This window comes from Chitinimonas prasina, from assembly GCF_030160395.1.
GTDB classification, from domain to species: domain Bacteria; phylum Pseudomonadota; class Gammaproteobacteria; order Burkholderiales; family Chitinimonadaceae; genus Chitinimonas; species Chitinimonas prasina.
Genome location: NZ_BSOG01000003.1, coordinates 319,756 through 340,231, shown reverse-complemented (window position 1 = coordinate 340,231; position 20,476 = coordinate 319,756). Strand labels below are relative to the sequence as shown.

Annotated in this window: 18 protein-coding genes; 6 read left to right on the top strand and 12 right to left on the bottom strand. The window is 63.7% G+C overall.

The features are described 5' to 3' along the window. Nucleotides 1-87 precede the first annotated feature (87 nt). The 8 genes from hutG to QQK16_RS14735 form a co-directional block, all read right to left on the bottom strand. Nucleotides 88-1,026: a formimidoylglutamase gene (hutG, locus tag QQK16_RS14770; RefSeq protein WP_284197237.1), complete on the bottom strand. Its 939-nt coding sequence runs from the start codon at nucleotides 1,024-1,026 to the stop codon at nucleotides 88-90. Nucleotides 1,027-1,073: 47 nt separating this feature from the next. Continuing rightward, nucleotides 1,074-1,496, bottom strand: a complete 423-nt coding sequence (locus QQK16_RS14765; RefSeq protein WP_284197236.1) for a hypothetical protein — start codon at nucleotides 1,494-1,496, stop codon at nucleotides 1,074-1,076. Between the two features lie 138 nt (nucleotides 1,497-1,634). Next, on the bottom strand, nucleotides 1,635-2,837 hold the full coding sequence (hutI, locus tag QQK16_RS14760; RefSeq protein ID WP_284197235.1) for an imidazolonepropionase: 1,203 nt from the start codon (nucleotides 2,835-2,837) through the stop codon (nucleotides 1,635-1,637). 140 nt (nucleotides 2,838-2,977) lie between these two features. Continuing rightward, the gene (gene hutU / locus QQK16_RS14755; RefSeq protein WP_284197234.1) at nucleotides 2,978-4,651 is read right to left on the bottom strand and encodes a urocanate hydratase; all 1,674 of its coding nucleotides are present in this window, start codon (nucleotides 4,649-4,651) and stop codon (nucleotides 2,978-2,980) included. Between the two features lie 32 nt (nucleotides 4,652-4,683). Beyond that, nucleotides 4,684-5,187 carry a GNAT family N-acetyltransferase gene (locus QQK16_RS14750; protein WP_284197233.1) on the bottom strand — a complete coding sequence of 168 codons (504 nt, stop codon included), beginning with the start codon at nucleotides 5,185-5,187 and terminating at the stop codon, nucleotides 4,684-4,686. Between the two features lie 8 nt (nucleotides 5,188-5,195). Further along, entirely contained in the window at nucleotides 5,196-5,891 is a 696-nt protein-coding gene (gene hutC, locus QQK16_RS14745; protein WP_284197232.1) for a histidine utilization repressor, read from the bottom strand. 148 nt (nucleotides 5,892-6,039) lie between these two features. Further along, nucleotides 6,040-7,569: a histidine ammonia-lyase gene (gene hutH, locus QQK16_RS14740; protein WP_308447046.1), complete on the bottom strand. Its 1,530-nt coding sequence runs from the start codon at nucleotides 7,567-7,569 to the stop codon at nucleotides 6,040-6,042. Nucleotides 7,570-7,934: 365 nt separating this feature from the next. Then, on the bottom strand, nucleotides 7,935-10,073 hold the full coding sequence (locus QQK16_RS14735) for an AsmA family protein (RefSeq protein ID WP_284197231.1): 2,139 nt from the start codon (nucleotides 10,071-10,073) through the stop codon (nucleotides 7,935-7,937). Between the two features lie 256 nt (nucleotides 10,074-10,329). On the opposite strand from QQK16_RS14735, the gene QQK16_RS14730 reads away from it, so the two are divergent. Next, nucleotides 10,330-10,755: an acyl-CoA thioesterase gene (locus tag QQK16_RS14730; protein ID WP_284197230.1), complete on the top strand. Its 426-nt coding sequence runs from the start codon at nucleotides 10,330-10,332 to the stop codon at nucleotides 10,753-10,755. A gap of 73 nt (nucleotides 10,756-10,828) precedes the next feature. Here the strand turns inward: QQK16_RS14730 and QQK16_RS14725 are convergent, their stop codons facing one another. The 4 genes from QQK16_RS14725 to QQK16_RS14710 form a co-directional block, all read right to left on the bottom strand. Then, nucleotides 10,829-12,442 carry a methyl-accepting chemotaxis protein gene (locus QQK16_RS14725; protein ID WP_284197229.1) on the bottom strand — a complete coding sequence of 538 codons (1,614 nt, stop codon included), beginning with the start codon at nucleotides 12,440-12,442 and terminating at the stop codon, nucleotides 10,829-10,831. A gap of 191 nt (nucleotides 12,443-12,633) precedes the next feature. Further along, entirely contained in the window at nucleotides 12,634-13,704 is a 1,071-nt protein-coding gene (mnmA, locus tag QQK16_RS14720) for a tRNA 2-thiouridine(34) synthase MnmA (protein WP_284197228.1), read from the bottom strand. 111 nt (nucleotides 13,705-13,815) lie between these two features. Beyond that, the gene (locus QQK16_RS14715; protein ID WP_284197227.1) at nucleotides 13,816-14,343 is read right to left on the bottom strand and encodes an NUDIX hydrolase; all 528 of its coding nucleotides are present in this window, start codon (nucleotides 14,341-14,343) and stop codon (nucleotides 13,816-13,818) included. 225 nt (nucleotides 14,344-14,568) lie between these two features. After that, entirely contained in the window at nucleotides 14,569-14,832 is a 264-nt protein-coding gene (locus QQK16_RS14710; protein WP_284197226.1) for a hypothetical protein, read from the bottom strand. 412 nt (nucleotides 14,833-15,244) lie between these two features. Between QQK16_RS14710 and QQK16_RS14705 the strand changes: the two genes are divergently transcribed. From QQK16_RS14705 to QQK16_RS14685, 5 genes are all read left to right on the top strand, one after another. Beyond that, on the top strand, nucleotides 15,245-16,120 hold the full coding sequence (locus QQK16_RS14705; protein WP_284197225.1) for a BadF/BadG/BcrA/BcrD ATPase family protein: 876 nt from the start codon (nucleotides 15,245-15,247) through the stop codon (nucleotides 16,118-16,120). Beyond that, a complete protein-coding gene (locus QQK16_RS14700) occupies nucleotides 16,121-16,867 on the top strand; it encodes a GntR family transcriptional regulator (protein ID WP_284197224.1) in 747 nt (248 codons plus the stop codon). It begins immediately after the preceding gene. A gap of 16 nt (nucleotides 16,868-16,883) precedes the next feature. After that, a complete protein-coding gene (gene nagA, locus QQK16_RS14695; RefSeq protein ID WP_284197223.1) occupies nucleotides 16,884-17,996 on the top strand; it encodes an N-acetylglucosamine-6-phosphate deacetylase in 1,113 nt (370 codons plus the stop codon). Beyond that, nucleotides 17,997-19,019: an SIS domain-containing protein gene (locus QQK16_RS14690; protein ID WP_308447045.1), complete on the top strand. Its 1,023-nt coding sequence runs from the start codon at nucleotides 17,997-17,999 to the stop codon at nucleotides 19,017-19,019. Between the two features lie 179 nt (nucleotides 19,020-19,198). Beyond that, entirely contained in the window at nucleotides 19,199-20,464 is a 1,266-nt protein-coding gene (locus tag QQK16_RS14685) for an extracellular solute-binding protein (RefSeq protein ID WP_284197222.1), read from the top strand. The last annotated feature ends 12 nt before the right edge of the window (nucleotides 20,465-20,476 follow it).

Below are 20,476 nucleotides of genomic sequence, written 5' to 3'. Positions count from 1 at the left end.
GCACTGCCCCACAGCGCGTGTGGTAACGGACTGCATTGGCTCAGATCAGGTAGATAGGGCATATGAAAGCCGCTCCGGTACCCAGCCTCACCGAGCAATCCGCCAAGCCAGCCGTGCCGCCACCTTGGCGGTGACACCATCGCGGTCGAAGGCCGGGTTCAGCTCGGCGATATCCGCCAGCATCAGCTTGCCCGTGGCCTTGGCGGCATCGATCAGGGCCTCGACCACCGACAGCTCCACGCCGTAGGCTGCCGGCGCCGAAACGCCCGGCGCCACGCTGCCCGGCAGGACATCAAGGCAGACGGTCAGGTATAGCCAGTCCACTTCGTCGGCAAAGAAGGCCAGGGTATCGAGCAGGTCTTCCATCCTGTCGCGCGTACACTCCTCGTCGCCGCGCCACTGCACGCCCAGCTCGCGGGCGCGGTGGAACAGGGCCTCGGTATTGCCCGGCTCAGAGATGCCATAGACCAGGTAGTTGAACGACATCCGGTTGGCCGCGCAGGCCTCGGCAATCTGCCGGAACGGCGTGCCGGAACTGCCACGCTCGCCTGCCCGCAGATCGAAATGGGCATCGAGATTGATGATGCCTATGCGCGGCGGCCTGCCCTGCAGCTCGGCGTGGCGTGCCAGGCCGAGGAAGCTGCCATAGGCAATCTCGTGCCCACCGCCCAGCACCAGCGGAAAATGCCCGCGCTGCAGCAGATGGGTCACCTGCCTGCCCAGCTCCTGCTGCGCCTCTTCCAGCGCATCGCCCACGCAGCGCACATTACCGGCATCGTAGATATGCCCCTCATGGTGCCAGGCCAGGTTGGCCAGCGCCTTGCGCAGGGCCAGCGGCCCCTCCTCGGCGCCAGGCCGGCCGTGATTGCGCTGCACCCCGGCGTGGCAGGCAAAGCCCAGCAAGGCCGTACCGGGGGGCGCATCATCGTGGAAGGCCTGCAGACACTCATGCCAGCGGCGGGCCAGCGGGCCTTCCGCGGCGTCTACGCGGCCTTGCCATACGGCCATATCAGCAGCTTGGTACATAGTGGGACTCCAATGAGAATAGCCTCCCGGCTAGGGATGGACGGGCACTAGCCAGGATAGGACAGGAATAATTCGGTTTGCAGCTTGCCAGCGGGCCTTTGCCATTGCCAGCCGCTAGCCTGCAGCACTTCGGCCAGCGCCGCGAAAAGCGACTGGGCAGATCGTCGGTTGCCAAGCGCGATGCCATCGTAGGCGTAACCGGGCCGGCGCAGAAAGACGCACTCTGCAGGCAAATCGGCCACGCCAGGATGAAGATACAGGCCACTTCCTGGCCGGATGGCAGTACGCCAGACAGGTAGCAACAGGCACATTCGGTAGTAGGTCACGCCACGCCTGCCAACCACCAGTACCTCAAGCAAGCCCAGCGGCAACAATAGCAGGCACCAGACCCAAACCGGCCAGGGTGGCAACAGCAGAAGCGTGGTTGCCATATCGCTGTCCCACAACACAAACAGGTAGATGCCCATCATGAGCATATACATCTGCAAGGTCACGATGCCGGCGGGTAGCAAGAATAAGTGCCAGGAACCGATGCGGCGCTGATACCACCAACCGCCCGGCCTTGATAACCATCGCCACGCCTGGCTTGTGCTGGGTGGAGCCATGCGCTAACCCTGTTGACCGTTGTACCAGCGCCCCAGCAGCGGCTCGCCGCCCAACCAGTAGCATAGCTCGGCCGGCCGGTTGATCTGCCATAGTGCCAGGTCGGCGCGCTTGCCGATTTCCAGTGTGCCGGTCTGCTGCTGCAGGCCCAGCGCCTGCGCCGCATGCCGCGTCATGCCGGCAAGGGCCTCGGCCGGGGTGAGGCGGAACAGCGTGCAGGCCATGTTCAGCGCCAACAGTGGGCTGGAGGCGGGCGCCGTGCCGGGATTGCAGTCAGTGGAAACCGCCATGGGCACACCCGCCGCCCGCAGGGCAGCGATAGGTGGCAGCTTGGTCTCGCGCAGGCAGTAGAAGGCGATGGGCAACAGCACGGCGACCGTGCCATGCTGCGCCATGGCGGCAATGGCCTGCTCGTCCAGCCACTCCAGATGATCGGCCGACAGCCCATCATGCTGGGCCGTCAGCAGCGCCCCGCCCGAGTCGGACAACTGCTCGGCATGCAACTTGACCGGCAGGCCCAGCGCCTTGGCCGCCTGGAAGAGGCGCGCCACCTGATCGCGGCTGAAGCCTATCTGCTCGCAGAAGGCATCGACGGCATCTACCAGCCCTTCCTCCGCCAGCGGCTTGAGCCAGGCAATGCAGGCCTCGATATAGTCATCCGGCCGGCCCTGGAATTCGGGTGGCAGCGCATGGGCCGCCAGGTAGGTGGCTTGCACGCCGACCCGCCGCTGCTGACCCAGCTGCCGCGCCACCCGCAGCATCTTGCGCTCGCTGTCGAAATCCAGGCCATAGCCTGACTTGACCTCCACCGTGGTCACCCCCTCGCGCAGCATGCCGTCCAGCCGGCGCAGGCTCTGCGCCAGCAGCTCGGCCTCGCTGACAGCGCGGGTAGCGCTGACCGAGGAGCGTATGCCGCCGCCAGCACGGGCAATCTCCTCATAGCTGGCGCCATTGAGACGCAGCTCGAACTCATGCGAACGGTCTCCGCCAAATACCAGGTGGGTATGGCAGTCGATCAGCCCAGGCGTAAGCCAGCCGCCCTGCCCGTCCACCTCTTGCAGTTCGCCCAGGCCGGCGGGGATATCCTGCTCTGCCCCTAGCCAGGCTATGCGGCCATCGCGCACCAGCAGTGCGGCATCATGCAGCTCGCCGTAGCCATCAGGCTGGGCAAAGGTGGCAAGGTGGGTGTGGCGTATCAGCAGGTTCATGGCTTTGGCGTTGTTTGCAGACCCAGGTTTCAGGCCAGGTTTTCAATTTTTCAATAGGCCGTGCCGCCGGGCAACAGCGCGGCGGCACGGCTAGGCAGCAGGGGGGAGTGCTGCCGTCTGGTGGCCGGCCCCCCGCCTGATCAGCGACCCAGCATGGGCAGGTTCAACCCCTGCTCGCGGGCACAAGTCTGTGCAATCTCATAGCCGGCATCGGCATGGCGCATCACGCCTGTGCCCGGGTCGTTCCACAGCACCCGTTCGATACGCTTGGCGGCAGCATCGCTGCCATCACAGACGATAACCACGCCGGAATGCTGCGAATAGCCCATGCCCACACCACCGCCGTGGTGCAAGGACACCCAGGTCGCGCCGCCAGCCGTGTTCAACAGCGCATTGAGCAAGGGCCAGTCCGAGACCGCATCGCTACCGTCGCGCATAGCCTCGGTTTCGCGGTTCGGGGAGGCCACCGAACCCGAGTCCAGGTGATCGCGGCCGATGACCACGGGGGCCTTCAGCTCGCCCGTTCTGACCATCTCGTTGAAGGCCAGCCCCAGGCGATGCCGGTCGCCCAGACCCACCCAGCAGATACGGGCCGGCAGGCCCTGGAAGGCGATACGCTCGCGCGCCATGTCCAGCCAGTTGTGCAGGTGCGGATCGTCGGGTATCAGTTCCTTGACCTTGGCATCGGTCTTGTAGATATCCTCGGGATCGCCCGACAGCGCCACCCAGCGGAAGGGGCCTACGCCCTTGCAGAACAAGGGACGGATATAGGCCGGTACAAAGCCGGGGAAATCGAAGGCGTTGCTGACGCCCTGGTCCAGCGCCACCTGGCGGATATTGTTGCCGTAGTCGAGGGTGGCCGCACCGCGCGCCTGCAGGTCCAGCATGGCTTGCACATGCACAGCCATGGAGCGGCTGGCCGCCTCCACCACGCTCTGGGGTGCCGACTTCTGCTTGTCGCGCCACTCCGCCACGCTCCAGCCCTGCGGTAGATAGCCGTGTACCGGGTCATGGGCCGAGGTCTGATCGGTCACCACATCGGGGGTGATGCCACGCTGCACCAGCTCGCCAAACACATCGGCGGCATTGCCCAGCAGGCCCACCGATACCGGCTTGCCTTCAGCCCGGGCGGCATCCAGCATGGCCAGCGCCTCATCCAGGGTATGGGCCTTCTTGTCCACATAGCGGGTCTTCAGGCGGAAATCGATGCGGGTCTCGTCGCACTCCACCGCAATCATGGAGAAGCCCGCCATGGTGGCGGCCAGCGGCTGGGCGCCGCCCATGCCCCCCAGGCCACCGGTCAGTATCCAGCGGCCTGCCGGCTTGCCATCGAAATGCTGGTTGGCAACGGCGTAGAAAGTCTCGTAGGTCCCCTGCACTATGCCCTGGGTACCGATGTAGATCCACGAGCCGGCCGTCATCTGGCCGTACATCATCAAGCCCTTCTTATCGAGCTCATTGAAATGGTCCCAGTTGGCCCAGGCCGGCACCAGATTGGAGTTAGCCAGCAGCACACGCGGCGCGTCGGCATGGGTACGGAACACCCCCACCGGTTTGCCGCTCTGTATCAGCAGCGTCTCATCGTCGTTCAGGGTCTTGAGCGTATCCAGGATGCGGTCATAGCAAGCCCAATCGCGTGCCGCCCGGCCTATGCCGCCGTAGACCACCAGCGAAGTCGGGTGCTCCGCCACCTCGGCATCCAGATTGTTCTGGATCATGCGGAAGGCAGCTTCGGTCAGCCAGCTCTTGCAGCTCAGCTCGCTGCCGCGCGGGGCGCGGATGACGCGGCTGGGGTCGATGCGGGGATCGGTCATGGTGGTCTCCTGTCGGGGAAGGGTAGATCGAATCAGGCTGCGCCGGGGCTGAGGTCCAGGCGCAGAAAATCGGTGGTTGGATGCTTGGGATTGGCAGCGTCGAAGCGCCAGCCATGCCGACGGTAGAAGGCCAGAGCAGGAGCATTATGTCTGTCCACGCTGAGTCGCGCGGTATGGCAGCCGTGGCGCCGCAGATAGTCGACGGCATAGTCGTGCAACTGCCCACCCAGGCCTTGATGGCGCCAAGCCGGTAGCAGGTAGAACAGATGCACATAGCCGTGCCCAGGCTGATCTGGCTCGTGCCTGACCTCCAGTTGGCCGACGATCTCATCCCCCAGCCAGGCATGCACATAACCATCCGGGTAGTCGGCGCAACGCTGCGCCAACCTGGCCCGGTACAGCTCGCCCGCCGGTCCGGCATCGCGGTCGAACGCCTCGGTGGTACCGAACGATACCTGGTAGGAATCCCGCCGCATGGCATAGGCCTCGGCAAAATCATCGTCCAGCTGGATGGGGGCAAGGCGCAGATGCATCATGGCCTACCTTAGAAATGCCCGCTGAACTGGTAGCGGCCGGCCGGGTGGTACAGGTTGGCCACGCTGGCCACCAGGCCACGGGAGTAGGTGCGGCGATGCAGCACCAGGCACGGCTCGTCCTTGTCCATGGCCAGCCTGGCCTTGGCAGTGCGATCGGGCCGGCGTGCCTCGATACGGTATTCCACCCGTGATAAGGGCGCGGCACGGGTCAGGTATTCGTTGGGGGTGATGCGGCTGTAATCCTGCTTGAGGTAGTCCGGCGCCAGCTGTGGATTGGCCCAGCGTTCCTCCAGCTGGATGGGCAGCCCGTTCTCGCGATGCAGTATCAGCGAATAGAACAATGGCGCCCCCACCTGCAAGCCCATCTCGGCGGCCAGTGTGGTATCGGCCTTGACGGCCTGCAGCTTTAGCAGCTCGGCCGTATGCTCATGCCCACGTGCGCGGATTTCCTCGGCGATGCTCTTGATGTCGACCAGCGTGCTCTGGTACTTGGTGGCCGCCACAAAGGTGCCCGCGCCCTGGCTACGGGTCAGCACCCCCTCGGCCGCCAGCTCGCGCACTGCGCGGTTGACTGTCATGCGGGCCACATCGAAGCGCTTGACCAGCTCGTTCTCGCTGGGCACCTGATCACCGGCACGCCAGCGGCCTGCCTGTATCTCGCTCAGCAGGTAGTCCTTGATCTGTTGGTAGGCCGGTGTACTCATGCTCTCCTCACCTCAGAGCCCGTCATGGACTCAATTCATCGCTGCTTGTAGCGGATTACACGGGTGCCACCAGGCAGCAAGGCAGCCAGTACCAGCAGCCCCCGTGATTGAATCCACGCACCTACGCCGAGGTGCGTGGCACGCCGCCTCAGGCCTGCGAATCGAAGCGGAACGGCGCCAGCTTGGCAAAAGCCCCGTCGCGCACCAGCTGGGTGATGGCCTCGATATCGGGGGCAAAGTAGCGGTCGATATCGTAATGCGGCACCTTGCCACGGATCAGCGCCATGGCGGCCAGCAAACGTGGCGAGGTCTGGTGCGGCGCACGCAGATCCACCCCCTGTGCCGCAGCCAGCAGTTCTATCGCCAGGATATGCGCCACATTCTCGGCAATATCGCCCAGCTTGCGGGCAGCAAAGGTTGCCATGGACACATGGTCTTCCTGGTTGGCCGAAGTCGGCAGCGAATCCACCGAGGCCGGATGCGCCAGAGTCTTGTTTTCGCTGGCCAGCGCAGCGGCCGTCACGTGGGCAATCATGAAACCAGAGTTCACCCCGCCATCCTTCACCAGGAAGGGTGGCAGGCCGGACAGGGTGGCATCGATCAGAAGTGCGATACGACGCTCGGCCAGCGCACCGATTTCGGAAACGGCAATGGCCAGGTTGTCGGCAGCGAAGGCCACCGGCTCGGCGTGGAAGTTGCCGCCAGACAGCACTTCATTGGTATCGGGGAACACCAGTGGGTTGTCGGATACCGCGTCGGCCTCGCGCAGCAGCACATTGGCGGCATGGCGCATCTGGTCCAGGCAGGCACCCATCACCTGCGGCTGGCAGCGCAGGCTGTAGGGGTCCTGCACCTTGTCGCATTCCTTGTGGCTGGCAATGATGGCGGAACCATCCAGCAACTGGCGATAGGCCGCCGCAGCGTCAATCTGGCCGGCATGGCCACGCAGCTCGTGGATGCGGCGGTCAAACGGCACGACCGAGCCGGCGGCCGCGTCCACGCTCAAGGCACCGGCCACCAGGCCGGTCTGGTACAGGTCTTCTATGGCATACAGGTTCACCAGCGCAATGGCGGTAGAAGCCTGGGTACCGTTGAGCAGGGCCAGGCCCTCCTTGGCACCCAGGGTCATGGGGCTGAGGCCAACACGGGCCAGGCCCTCCACGGCAGGCAGGAACTTGCCATCCACCATCACCTCGCCCACACCCAGCAGCACGGCTGCCATATGGGCCAGGGGTGCCAAGTCACCCGACGCGCCTACCGAACCCTTGGCAGGGATGCTGGGCAGCACATCGGCATTCAAGAGCTTGAGCAGCGCCGTGATCACTTCCAGCCGTATGCCGGAATAGCCACGGCCCATGCTGGAGATCTTGAGCGTAAGCAGCAGGCGCACCATGGATGCGGGCAACGGCGCGCCCACGCCCACGGCGTGCGACAGCACCAGGTTCTTTTGCAACAGTTCCAGCTGATCGGCCGGGATATGGGTGGAAGCCAAGCGGCCAAAGCCGGTATTGATGCCATAAGCCGGCGCCCCCTTGGCCACGATGGCCGCCACGGCGCGAGCGCCGGCCTCAATGCCGGGTACGGCCGCAGGGTCCAGCGTCAGCTGCACACCGCCCGCCATGATGGCACGCAGTTGCTTGTGGGTCAGTTTACCGGGGGTCAGGGTCATGGCTTGCATGGTGTCTCTCGCATCGGATGATCGAATGAAACACAGATTACTCGTCTACATTTGTATAGACAAGATCGATTGCAAAAAAACCTGACCCGCGAGGGACATCCCCCAGCCATCGCTGGCCCGCCACCAGCACCCAAAGGCTGGGACAGGCGGCCAACCCGCCTTGGCTGCTTCAGCGGCTGATATGAACTTGAATCATTGAAAAACCGCCGCGCATTCAGACTGCTGACGGACGGCAGCGAGGGGTGTGACCCCCTCAGGGGAGAGCCCGCCGACTCAGGCTGCGCTCACGCCCAGCGCCGGGGTTACCCAGGCGCCTGCGCCATCCATCACCACCCCACTGGTATGAAGGCTCGCCTATCGGCTTGTCATTGCTTGGGCGCAGCGGCCGCGGGCTTGGCGGCGTTACCCAGCTTCTCCCGCAGGGCCGTGGTATCGAGCTTGTAGCTGGGCGACGCCAGCGGGCCGCTGATCTGTATTGGCACCTGCACACCTTTCAGGGCATCAAGTTCGGGCACGCCGCTGCCGCCACGCACGGTGGCATTGAGCAGATAGTCCACCTCGCCCCGGCCTATATCGATACGGCCATCGCCCGCCAGATTCAGGAACGGCGCACGAATGACCAGGTCACGGCTCTCGGCCACGCCTTCCTTGATCACGAAACGGGCGCTGAGGTCGGAAAAGCGGGTACGCCGGGCCACGTCTGCCGGTATGGCGCCACCCGTCAACCTGGCCAAGTTGCTGCGCAGGCCGCGCAACACATCGCCCACATCCAGGCCGGCAATGGCGCCACGGGTCAGCATCAGATCCACCCGCCCCGACATACCTTGGCGCAGCGCCGCAATACTGCTGGCCGGCGCCGTGATATCCAGATTGAGCGTCCCCCGGCCTGACAGACGGTCTATGCCGAAGGTATCGGACATCAGTGCCGCCACCTCCATGCCGGTCAATGTCTGCAGCATGTGCAGCCGGGGTTTGGCCCCCCCTTCCAGCAACAGCTTGCCATTGAGCTGGCCGCCGTAGATATCCGCCCGCAGCGGATCAAGCTTGAGCTGGCGCCGCTTGGTATCCACATGCGTCTGCAGGTTGAATACCCGGAAACGGCCTATATCCAGCTCGCCTATGCGCACCTCGCCACGCGCCACCAGGCCGCTCAGCCAATCCAGCGACAGCGGCTGTGCTGGGTCCAGCAGCGGTGCTGCCTCGGCATTGGGCAGGTAGGGGGTTAGATCGAGCTTGGCCAGATCCAGTGCAAAGGCATAGCGTGAGGAGACAAAATCCTCCAGCGACAGCTGTGCCGTGACTGGCGCCCCATCCAACTGGCCCCGGCTATCCCAATCGAAGCGCTCGCGCTCCAGATCCACCGCCGTGCGGCCAGCCAGCGCCAGCTTGATGGCGCCTTGCGGCAAGGCCTTGTTACGGTATGAACCTGTCAGGGTAAAGGCCGGCAACTCCATGGTGCGCCAGTTGCCCATGCGCAAGGGGCTCTCTATCTCCAGCTGGGCGTTCTGGGTGTCATCCAGCAGCTGCAGGGTCAGCCTGGCCTGGTCGGCAGCCAGACCGCCCGTGGGCTCCGCAGCCAGCCGTGCCAGCCTCAGTTGGCCGGCGATTTCACTGAGTCGGCTCTTGATACCGAACTCCGCCTCAATCTCGCCGGTTGCCAGCCCACCCTCGCCGCCACGCAGCGCCGGCGTTTTGAGCTTGGCCTGCCAGCGCTGCTCGCCCCGCTGCACGGTTGCCTGCGCCACCACCTGCTGTAGCTGCGCCCGCCATGGCAAGGCCCCCAACTCCAGGTCGCCAGCCAGCTCGAACCGGCCATCGCGCCATTCTGGTGTCTGCGCATTGATGGCCAGGCGAAATTGCTTGAGCCTGGCCGCCAGCTTCGCCCGGTCTACCCGCAGCTCGCTATCCACCCGCAGCCCACCGCCCCAGTCCGGTGCAGTCAGCTGCCCCACCACCGTTACCGCCCCATTCTCCCCCTCAGGGTCCAGCGCGTGCAGGTCCAGCTTGCGAAACCGGGTCGTGGCGCCATGGGCGTCCTGCCAGTTCAGCGCGGCCGACACCAAGTCCACCCGCTCCGGCCGCCAATCCACACGACCAGGCTTGGGACGCCGCGCCAGCAGGTCGTCGATGTTAAGCGTGCCATCCAGGCGCTGGTAGGCATTCACTACCAGGCCTTCGACTCGAGCATCGACCAGCTCGGCCCGGCCCTTCATCAGCCCCCCCCAACCCAGCGAGAAGCGCGCGCTTTCAAAGTGTGCAAACAGGGCGCGGCCATCCGGCTCGCTAATGGTCAGGTCTTCCAGGGTGACATTGGGGCGCGGCAACAAGGCCAGGCGCAAGGCGCCTATCTCGACCTTGCGACCCAGCGAATCACTGGCATCGGCGGCAAGCTTGTCGCCCAGGGCACTGAGGTTGAATAGCGGCACGGCTACCACCACCGCCAGCAAAAAGGCGAAGGCATAGAGGCAGCGACGTAGCCGTGGAGGAATCTGGTACAAAGGCATGGCCCGATTATGCCTGTGGCAAGGCTCACCATGCCACGACCCTTGCAGGATTTATATTTGCCCGAATACAAATCAAGCGCTTGCGGACATCGCAAACGACCGCACCACACGGCGCAACGCCCTGCCAGCGGGCAACAACGCTTTGAACAGATAGCGACCATGCACCCGGCACCTGCACAGCCCAAGCTAGCAATCAGTGGCTAGCGTCCATGGCAGGCTCTATGATGCGCCATCCTCACTCACGAGCCCATCGAGCATGAGCAATCCACACATTACCGAGATCAAGGTACGCGGCTATCACCTGGATCTGTACGGCCACGTCAACAACGCCCGCTACCTGGAGTTCCTGGAAGAAGCCCGCTGGGGCTTCACCGAAGACCATGGCTCGCTGGAATTCTTCAGCCAGGCCGGCCTCGCCTTTGTCATCGTCAACATCAATATCAACTACCGCCGCGCCGCGCTGATGGGCGAAGAGTTGAGCATCGCCACGGCCATGCAGAAGATAGGCAGCCGCAGCGCCGTCATTCACCAGGTCGTCAGCCTCAAGGGCAGCGATACCGTCATTGCCGAGGCAGATGTCACCTTCGTGATCTTCGATGCCAAGCAAGGTAGCGCCATCGCCATGGATGGCGAGCTGCGCACCATGTTCGAGCGCTTGCCGCACTGGCCACCAGCCGGCTGATACCGCAAGCCGCCTGAAGACGCGAAAAGCCCAGACAAGGTCTTGGGCTTTTGCTTGCCTTACTTGTCTTAACCTAAACCCGGTAGCGCGACACCGTCACCTGCATCTGGTTGGCCAAGGCCTGCAACTGGTTGGCCGCATCCGCCGTGACGCCGGCAGCGCCGCTGGTTTCCTCCGACATCTGGGCGATGCGCTCAACCTGTTGGGCGATATTGGTACTGGCCGCGCTCTGCTCGCGGATGGCATGGCTGATATCGTCCACCATCTCCACCACTTGGCCCGAGCCCTGCCGTATCTGCAAGATGGTCTCGCCGGCCCCCCTGGCTTTTTCCACGCCGACATCAACCCGCTCCACCACCTCGCGCATACGGCTCACCGCCGCATCCGCACCTTGCTGAATGGTGGCGATCAGGGCGCCTATCTCCTGCGTGGACACCGAGGTCCGCTCTGCCAGCTTGCGCACTTCGTCTGCCACCACGGCAAAGCCACGTCCCTGCTCACCTGCACGGGCTGCCTCGATGGCGGCATTCAGCGCCAGCAGATTGGTTTGGTCCGCCACGTCTTTGATCACACTGACCACGGCACCGATATTGGCGCTCTCACGCGCAAGCAGATTGATCTGTTCCGATGCATCAGCCACCCGCTCGGCGATGCCGTTGATCTCAGCCACTGTGGCCTTGATCACCACCTCGCCCTCGCCCGCCATATCGCCTGACCGCCGCGACATGGTATTGGCCTCATTGGCCCTGTCGGCCACATGGTTGATGCTGACCGTCACCTGCTCCACGGTCGCCGCCATATTGGCGGCCGATTCACTGGCCGAGGTGGAACTATGCGACATCTGCCGGGCCGCATCGGCCATGCCATTGGCCTGGCCCGCGACGCCGTCGACACCGCTGGCGATATCCCGGAAGCTGGTCTGCAAGGTATCGAGCAGGCGATTGAAGGCCGCCACCGTCATGCCTACCTCGTCGCGGCTGCTGATGGGCACACGCTGGGTAAAGTCGAGGTCCCGACCTATGCGCTCCACCGTGCGCTCCATCAAAGCCAGCGGGCCGGAGACCGCGCCATAGATCCACCAGCCAAACCCCACCAGTACCAGCACGCCCAGGGCAATTACCACCATGAACAGATTGCGTGACGACTCATACACGCTATCCGCCTCCAGCGCTGCGGCTTCCTGCATCTTGAGGTTGTAGCCCGCCATCTTCTCGATGGAAGCCTGCAGCACCTGTTCAGCCGGTATCACCTTGCCATACAGGGCAGCGACTGCCTGATCGGCTTGAGCCGCACTGGAGCTTTTCAGCGCCTCGGCATAACCAGCCTGGTAGGTATCAAAAGCTGCCTTCAGGGCGCCATAGTTGGCCTTGTCAGTCGCATCCGAGGCAAAGCTGGCGTAGCCATCCACCGCCAGCTTGGCCCTGCTGACTGCCTCATCCACCTTCTGGTTGAAGGCCTTCTTGAGGTCCACATCCTCTTCCATGATGTGCGACAGCAGCAAAGCTCGCATCTCACGGTATGAAATAGCAATATCGTCGGTGGCCTGAACCCGGGGAATACTCTCGACGGTAAGCGACTGCACTTGGTTATTCAAAGACATAAAGGCCTTCAGGCCTATACCACCCACCGCAAGCAGTGCAACCAGGGCAGCAGCCAGCATCACGACAAGACGCTTGCCTATGGACATATCGGTGTTCCTTTCTGGATTTCGCCTTCGCCTACAGCCAGCGAAGCCGCGCGCGCCGGCCCACGTTGCCCGGCCCCCTCCCAGAGAGGTATCAACTGCAGCAGCAACGCACGCCGGGCACGGCCAGCCTGCGCCGCCCCAAATCGAGTAAATACACTATAGCGTTGGTGCCGCCAGGATGCTCGGCTTAATCAAACGATAATTCCGCCTCCCAGGCAGGCCTCGCCGTCATACAGCACGGCCGACTGTCCTGGCGTCACCGCCCACTGCGGTACATCGAACCGAAGCCTGGCCACGCCGTCGCGCACCTCCAGCAGCTCACAGCTGGCATCGGCCTGGCGGTAGCGCGTCTTGGCGGTATAGCGGCCAGGCCTGGGCGCCTCGTCTGCCACCCAGCTCAGTTGATCGGCCAGCAGGGTATCCTTCAGCAGCAGCGGATGATCATGGCCTTGCACCACGATCAACTCATTGGCCGCCATGTCCTTGCCCGCCACATACCAGGGCTCGCCCGGCCCACCGATGTTCAAGCCCTGGCGCTGGCCCAGGGTGTAATACATCAGGCCCATATGCTCGCCCACCGTACGGCCCTCAGCCGTACGCATGCGGCCAGGTACCTTGGGCAGGTAGCGGTTGAGGAACTCACGGAAAGGACGCTCGCCAATAAAGCAGATCCCGGTGGAATCCTTCTTGGCATGGTTGGGCAGCTTGATCTCAGCCGCAATCTGCCGCACCTCGGTCTTGCGCATGCCCCCCAACGGGAATACCGCTCGCGATACCTGGTACTGGCTCAGGCGGTACAGGAAATAGCTCTGGTCCTTGGTTTCGTCCACCCCGCGCAGCAAGCGGGTGCGCCCGTCGGCTGCCAGGTCGGTGCCGGCATAGTGGCCGGTTGCGATCTTCTCGGCCCCCAGGCTGATGGCATAGTCCAGAAACGCCTTGAACTTGATCTCGGCATTGCACAGCACATCGGGATTGGGCGTACGGCCAGCCTGGTACTCGCTCAGAAAATAGGCAAACACCCTGTCCTTGTACTCAGTGGCAAAGTTCACCAGCTCGATATCGATGCCCACCAGGTCGGCCACTGCGATGGCGTCGCGCGAGTCCTCCTTGATCGAGCAGAACTCGTCGTTGTTGTCATCTTCCCAGTTCTGCATGAATACGCCGACCACGTCTATCCCCTGCTGCTTGAGCAGCCAGGCGGTTACCGAGGAATCCACGCCGCCCGATAGGCCGACGACTATGCGCTGGGTCTTGTCAGTCACAAGCAATACTCTTCTGCGGCCTAGGCCGCGTTATCGGGATATGTCCTTCCTGCTTGAGGCAGGGGAACACACTCCCCAAATTAGCACTTCATCCTGCGCCGTACTTGCCGCTCAAGCAGCGTCTTTGTCGTAGTGGCGTATCAAGTCCAGCGGATAGCGCCGTCCCGCGCGGTAATCCTCTATGCATTGCAACACCAGTGGGCTGCGATGCTGCGCCTGGCAGGCGAGGACTTCCTCATAGCTCAGCCATACGGCACGGACGATACCGTCGTCCAGCACTGCCACCACGTCGCCGGGCCTCGCCTCGGCCGCAAAGCGATGGCTGCAGACCCCCGCCCCGGCAACCTGGCCAGGCGCCAGGTCGGCGGCGTAGGCAAAGCGCAGATAGGTCAGCCCAGGCTTGCCGGGCGGTGACCACTGATAGATGCCCACCAGAGCCGTGGGGCACACTTGGTAAGCGGTTTCCTCGCGCGCCTCGCGTATGGCCGCCGCAAGCAAGGATTCATCATCATCGAGGTGTCCCGCCGGCTGGTTATAGCGGCGACCGTGCTCAGTCAGTTCCTCGACCAGCAGATAGCGCCCCGCCTGCTCGACCAGCACAGCCACAGTGGTATTCGGTTTCCAGATGGGGTCGGACACGGTGCACACAAGCCTTACGGCGGGAAAATCCCGCTATTTTAAACACTAAGAGCCTGTTCACGATTTTTTCACCAGCGCTGGAGAATGCCGCCACCCCGGCCCCCTCTGCAGCGCATCACCCCATGTGCAGTAACGAAACCCAGTGACGTAGCTCTGTTAGCAGCACCAAAAAGCAAAAAAGGCGGCTCGCGCCGCCTTTTTCCATTCAGGCCGAAGCCGTCCCGATTAGGACTTCTTCTCTTCCTTCTTGGCTTCTTCCTTCTTGGCTTCAGCCTTTACTTCAACCTTCTTCTCTTCCTTCTTGGCTTCGGCCTTCACTTCAACCTTCTTCTCTTCCTTCTTGGCTTCGGCCTTGGCTTCAACCTTCTTCTCGTCCTTCTTCACTTCGGCCTTGGCGGCATCAGCCTTAGGGGCTTCGGTCTTGGCAACTTCGGTAGCGAAGGCAGCGGTAGCGAACAGGCCGGCGATCAGAGCAGCGATCAGTTTCATGGTGTTTCCTTTAATTGGAGGAGGAGTGGATACAGCTTGGAATTGGAGCGGCTAACAAAACCCAGCGCAGCGGTTCTGGCTAGGCGTGCGGGCGCAGGCAGTACGTGGGTACGGCAAGCTCGCACAACAACGCCAGAAGGGTTTTGTTAGCCGCTTTTATTACGACGGTATGACACGTCACCCGCCTTAACGCAGACCCCAGCAAGGCGGTTGACACGGCATGGCAAGAAATCTGATACCAGCCAGCCGCTGGCTCAGGCGCTGCCACGCCACACATAGCCCGCAAAATCGGGACTTGCCGCACAAAGTCGTTGACAGCACCACGCCAGTGGTATTGAATCGGTATTGTATTCAACTGGTATCAAACCAGTCACAATAAGACCGGTATCTATCGGTCACGCGGAGTTAATGGATGTCTCTTGAATTCTTGATCGGCGTCGATGGCGGCGGCACAGGCACCAGGGTGCTGGTGGCGGATCGCGACGGCCGCGAGCTGGCACGGGGCAGCGCCGGGCCATCAGGCCTGGCACTGGGCATCGCGCCAGCGTGGCAAGCCATACAGGCCGCCTGCGACCATGCGTTCGCCAGCCTGGGCCAGCCTTTCGACGCCGCCCGCTGCGCCATGGGCCTGGGCCTGGCAGGCGTACATAACGCCAGCTGGGCCGCGGCATTCCTGGCAGCCGCGCCGGCACTCCATGCCATCAAGCTGGACAACGATGGCTTCACCACCCTGCTGGGCGCGCATGGCGGCCAGCCTGGCGTCATCGTTGCCATCGGCACCGGCACCATAGGCGAGGCCTGGTTCGGCGACAGCCCATCCGGCCCGCGCAAGCGCACCGTATCGGGCTGGGGTTTTCCCTGCGGCGACGAAGGCAGCGGTGCCTGGATAGGCATGAGGGCCACCCAGCTGGCGCAGAAGGCATTGGATGGGCGACTGTCTCGCGGACCACTGGCTGAGGCAGTAATACAACATCTTGGCGGCTCGGTAGACAGTGCCTATGACTGGCTGGCGCAGGCTCGCCAGACCAATTACGCACAACTTACGCCGCTGGTACTAAGCCACGCCACGAACGACGGCGCCGCTGCTACCATCTTGCGCCAGGCTGGTGAAGAAATTGCGGCGATAGCGCTAGCGCTGGATCCCGAGTCTCATCTGCCACTGGCGTTCTGTGGTGGTCTTGCTGCGGCATTGCAACCCTGGCTACCAGCAGAACTGGTCCACCGTGCGCGCCAGCCTTTGGGCGACTCCGCCACTGGCGCGCTGCATCTGATTAGGGGAAATACATAAATGGACAAGGCCCGCGAAGCCGCCCTTCTGGCACTCAAGCCAGATGCAGACAGCAGCACCCCGCTTTATCTCCAGGTTGCCAACAAACTCTCCAGCGCCATCTCCACGGGCCTCTGGCAAGCCGACGAGGCCCTGCCCTCCGAGCGCGTGCTGTGCGACATGCTGGACATCTCGCGCGTCACCGCCCGCAAGGCCATGGACATGCTGTTCGAGCAAGGCCTGATCGTCAGGCGCCAGGGCTCGGGCACCTATATCGCCCCCCGCCTGGTGCAGCCACTGTCGCGGCTCACCAGCTTTTCTGAAGAAATCCGCAGCCGTGGCTTTGCCCCCTCGTCGCGCTGGCTTAGCCGCGAGACGGGTATCGCCAGCCAGGAGGAAGTCCTGCGCTTGGGACTGTCGCCGGCAGCCAACGTGGCCCGGCTCAAACGCCTGCGCATGGCCGACGACACGGTCATGGCGGTGGAAACCTCCACCCTACCCAGCCGTTACCTGGCCGACCCCACCGTGGTGGCCGACTCGCTGTATGCCTATCTCGACAGCCACGGCAGCTCGGTCACCCGCGCCCTGCAGCACATTAAGGCCGTCAATGCCACCGACGAGATTGCCCAGCTGGCAGGCATACCCTCGGGCACAGCCATGCTGATGATTACCCGAATAGGCTATCTCGACAGCGGCCTGCCGGTGGAGCTGACCTACTCCTATTGCCGCAATGACTACTACGACTTCATCGCCGAACTCCGCCGCTGAGCAAAGAACCTGAACGATGCAAAACCTGCACGGCAATATCCTCACTCCCGATGGCTGGCAACACGGCGAACTGCGCTTCGACACGCATATCACCGCATTGCAGGGCCAGGCACGCGATCCCGCCGGCAACGCCGACGACATCATCCTGCCTGGCTTTATCGACCTGCATGTCCATGGTGGCGGCGGTCGTGATGTCATGGAGGGGGGCGATGCCCTGTCGGTGATCACCCGCATACATGCCCGGCACGGCACCACCAGCCTGCTGGCCACCACCATGACGGCACCCAAGCGCGAGATAGAACATGCGCTCAGCGGCGTGGCCACCGTGGTGGCGCAGCGCACCAGCGGTGGTGCCCGGGTACTGGGCGTGCATCTGGAAGGCCCTTATATCAACCCCGGCAAGCTCGGCGCCCAGCCCAACTTCGCCCGCGACGGGGTACTCAACGAGATCAGCAGCTTCAACAATCTCGCCCCGTTGCGGGTACTGACCCTGGCGCCCGAGGTGCAGGGCCATATGGCCTTGATCAGCGAACTGGTGTCACGCGGCATACGGGTACAGTTGGGCCACACCCTGGGTAGCTACGAGGATGGCGTGGAAGCCCTCAAGCATGGGGCGTCGAGCTTCACCCACCTGTTCAACGCCATGACCGGCCTGCATCACCGCGAGCCCGGCATGGTGGGCGCAGCACTGGCCCACGCCGAGTACGCCGAGCTGATACCCGACCTGTTGCATGTGCACCCTGGCGCCATCAAGGCAGCACTGCGCGCCATACCCAAGCTCTATTGCGTCACCGACTCGACCGCCGCCGCCGGTATGCCCGACGGCAACTACAAGCTGGGGCGTCATACCGTCACCAAGTGCATGGGCGGCGTGCGCCTGCCCGATGGCACGCTGGCCGGCTCCACCCTGACGCTGGACGAAGCCCTGCGCAACCTGGTGAGCCTGGGCCTGGACCTGGACGACGCCGCCCGCCGGCTATCCACCTACCAGGCCGAGCTGCTGGGCCTCGATGATCGCGGCCAGCTCAAGCCCGGCGCTTACGCCGACATCGTGGTGCTTGATCGCAACCTGAAACTGAAGGCCGTCTATGTCGAAGGCGAGCCGGTAAATCTGACGTCGGAGAAGTAAGTGACTACTTGCATGTGGAAAGAGATGCGCGAAGGCGCAGCTGCCATCGCCCGCCAGGCAGACAAACAGGATGCCCGCTACGCCGAACTGGGTGCGCGCCTGCGCCATACCGACCCGCACGCGCTGGTCACCGTGGCACGGGGCAGTTCCGACCATGCCTCGGCCTATTTGGCCTATCTCACCATGCTGCGGCTGGGCCGCCTGTCCGTCTCGCTGCCCATGTCGCTGGTCACCCTCTACGATGCCCCGCTGGATGTGGCAGGCACGGTCGCCGTCGCCGTCTCGCAGTCTGGCCGCAGCCCCGACGTGGTCGAGCCGATCAAGCGCTTCCGCCAGGGCCGCGCCCAAACCATAGCCCTGGTCAATGATGCCGCCTCGCCGCTGGCCGAAGCCGCCGAATGGACGCTGCCGCTGGAAGCCGGCCCCGAATACGCCGTGGCCGCCACCAAGAGCTATATCGCCAGCCTGGCCGCTGGCGCCCGCCTGGTTGCCCACTGGGCCGATGACGCCCAATTGCTCAACGGCCTGGCCGCCCTGCCCGATAACCTGGCCAAGGCGCAGGAAGTGGACTGGTCCCATGGCGTGGAGGTATTGCAGCAAGCCGAGCGCATCATGGTGGTGGGCCGAGGCCTGACCCTGCCAGTTGCCCTGGAGGCTGCCCTCAAATGCAAGGAAACCGCAGCCATCCAGGCCGAGGCATTCTCGGGCGCCGAGATCAAGCATGGCCCCATGGCACTGATAGACGAAGGCTACCCCCTGCTGATCTTCGCACCGCGCGGCCCGGCGCAGGCGGGTCTGATCAAGCTGGCAGAAGAAATGCGCGCCCGTGGCGCCAAGGTGCTGCTGGCGGCCCCGACCGATGTGGCCGAGCGCGAACTGACCCTGCCGCTGGGCCCGGTACCGGAACTCGACCCCATTGCGGCCGTCACCGCCTTCTACCCCATGGTGGAGGCCCTGGCCCGTGCCCGTGGCTACGACCCCGATCAACCGCGGCACCTGAACAAAGTGACCTTGACCCGCTAGCCCGCCGGGCCAGCACTGGCCACGCCGTGGGCCACCGCACGGCAGGTCAAGCAATTGACCCACCCTGGCCCCAGGCCAGGGAAGAGACGACACCGCGCCCAAGAGCCCGGTGCAGGATTGGAGGGCGCGCCAACGCGCACGCCTGCTAGACGACAACAGACTGATGGGGTGTATGCACCATGAAGACCAACCGTATCGCCAAGACAGCCCTGCTGCTGGCAGGCCTTGCCCTCTGCGGCCAGGCACAGGCAGCCAAGCAGCGCCTGGAGTTCTGGACACAGAGCCTGGCACCCAAGTTCGCCCCCTACTTCAAGGATGTGGTCAGCCGCTACAACGCGTCCAACGCCCATGTCGAAGTGGTCTGGGTGGATTACCCCTGGGACGTGATACGCACCAAGTTCACCGCGGCCATTGCCTCGGGCAAGCCCCCCGCCATGGCCAATATGGACGTACCCTGGGCCTATGAATACAAGCAGAAGGGGCTGATACAGTCGGTCGACCCCCTGGTGGACAAGAGCCAGTATGTCGGCGGCGCCCTCAAGGACGTCACCTTCGATGGCAAGCTGTACGCCTTCCCCTTCTATAACGGCGCCAATGTCATTGCCTACAACACCGAGCTGTTCAAAAAAGCCGGCCTGGACCCGAAAAAGGCCCCCGGCAGCCTGACCGAACAGCTCAACTACGCCAAGATCATCAAGGCCAAGACCGGTGTCGCCGGCTTTGCCCCCACCCTGGGTCCCACCAAGCTGGAAGGCCTGATGGCGCAGGAAGGCCTGGAGGTATTGAAGGATGGCCGCGCCGTATTCAACTCGCCCGCCCACGTCGCCCTGGTGAACAAGCTGGCCGACGCCTACAAGGCCGGTGCCCTGCTCAAGGACAATCTGTTTGCCCAGGACAACTTCCAGGTCTCGATGGCCGCCTATAACAGCGGCCGGCTGGCCATGCTGGTATCGGTGCCCGCCGCCATGACCCGGGTACGCGACGACGCCCCCGGCATCTACAAGGTCACCGATGTGGCCGGCCTGCAGCTCAGCCCCACCGGCATCGCCTCGGGCGGCTGGCAGTTCACCTTTGTGGTGCCGCGCAATGTCGATGCCAAGCTGCTGCCGGAGATAGGCAAGTTCGGCAACTACCTGACCAATGCCGAGAACCAGCTGGCCTTCTCGCGCTTTGCCGGTACCCTGCCCACTTCCAAGCGCGCCGCACAGGACGCCCACTTCCAGACCTACCCGACCAACGCCGGCGCGGTGGAAAAAGCCGTGGTGGCCGCCGCCAAGAACCTGGAACAGACACGCACCATCTACCTGGGCGGTGTCAAGGATGCCGAGCTGCTGTCCACCCGCCTGTCCGCCGCCGTCGAGCAAGCCGTCACCGGCCGCAAGGACACCAAGCAGGCACTGGATGAAGCCGTCGCTTTCTGGAACAAGAAACTCGGCAAGTCCTGATACCGATACAAG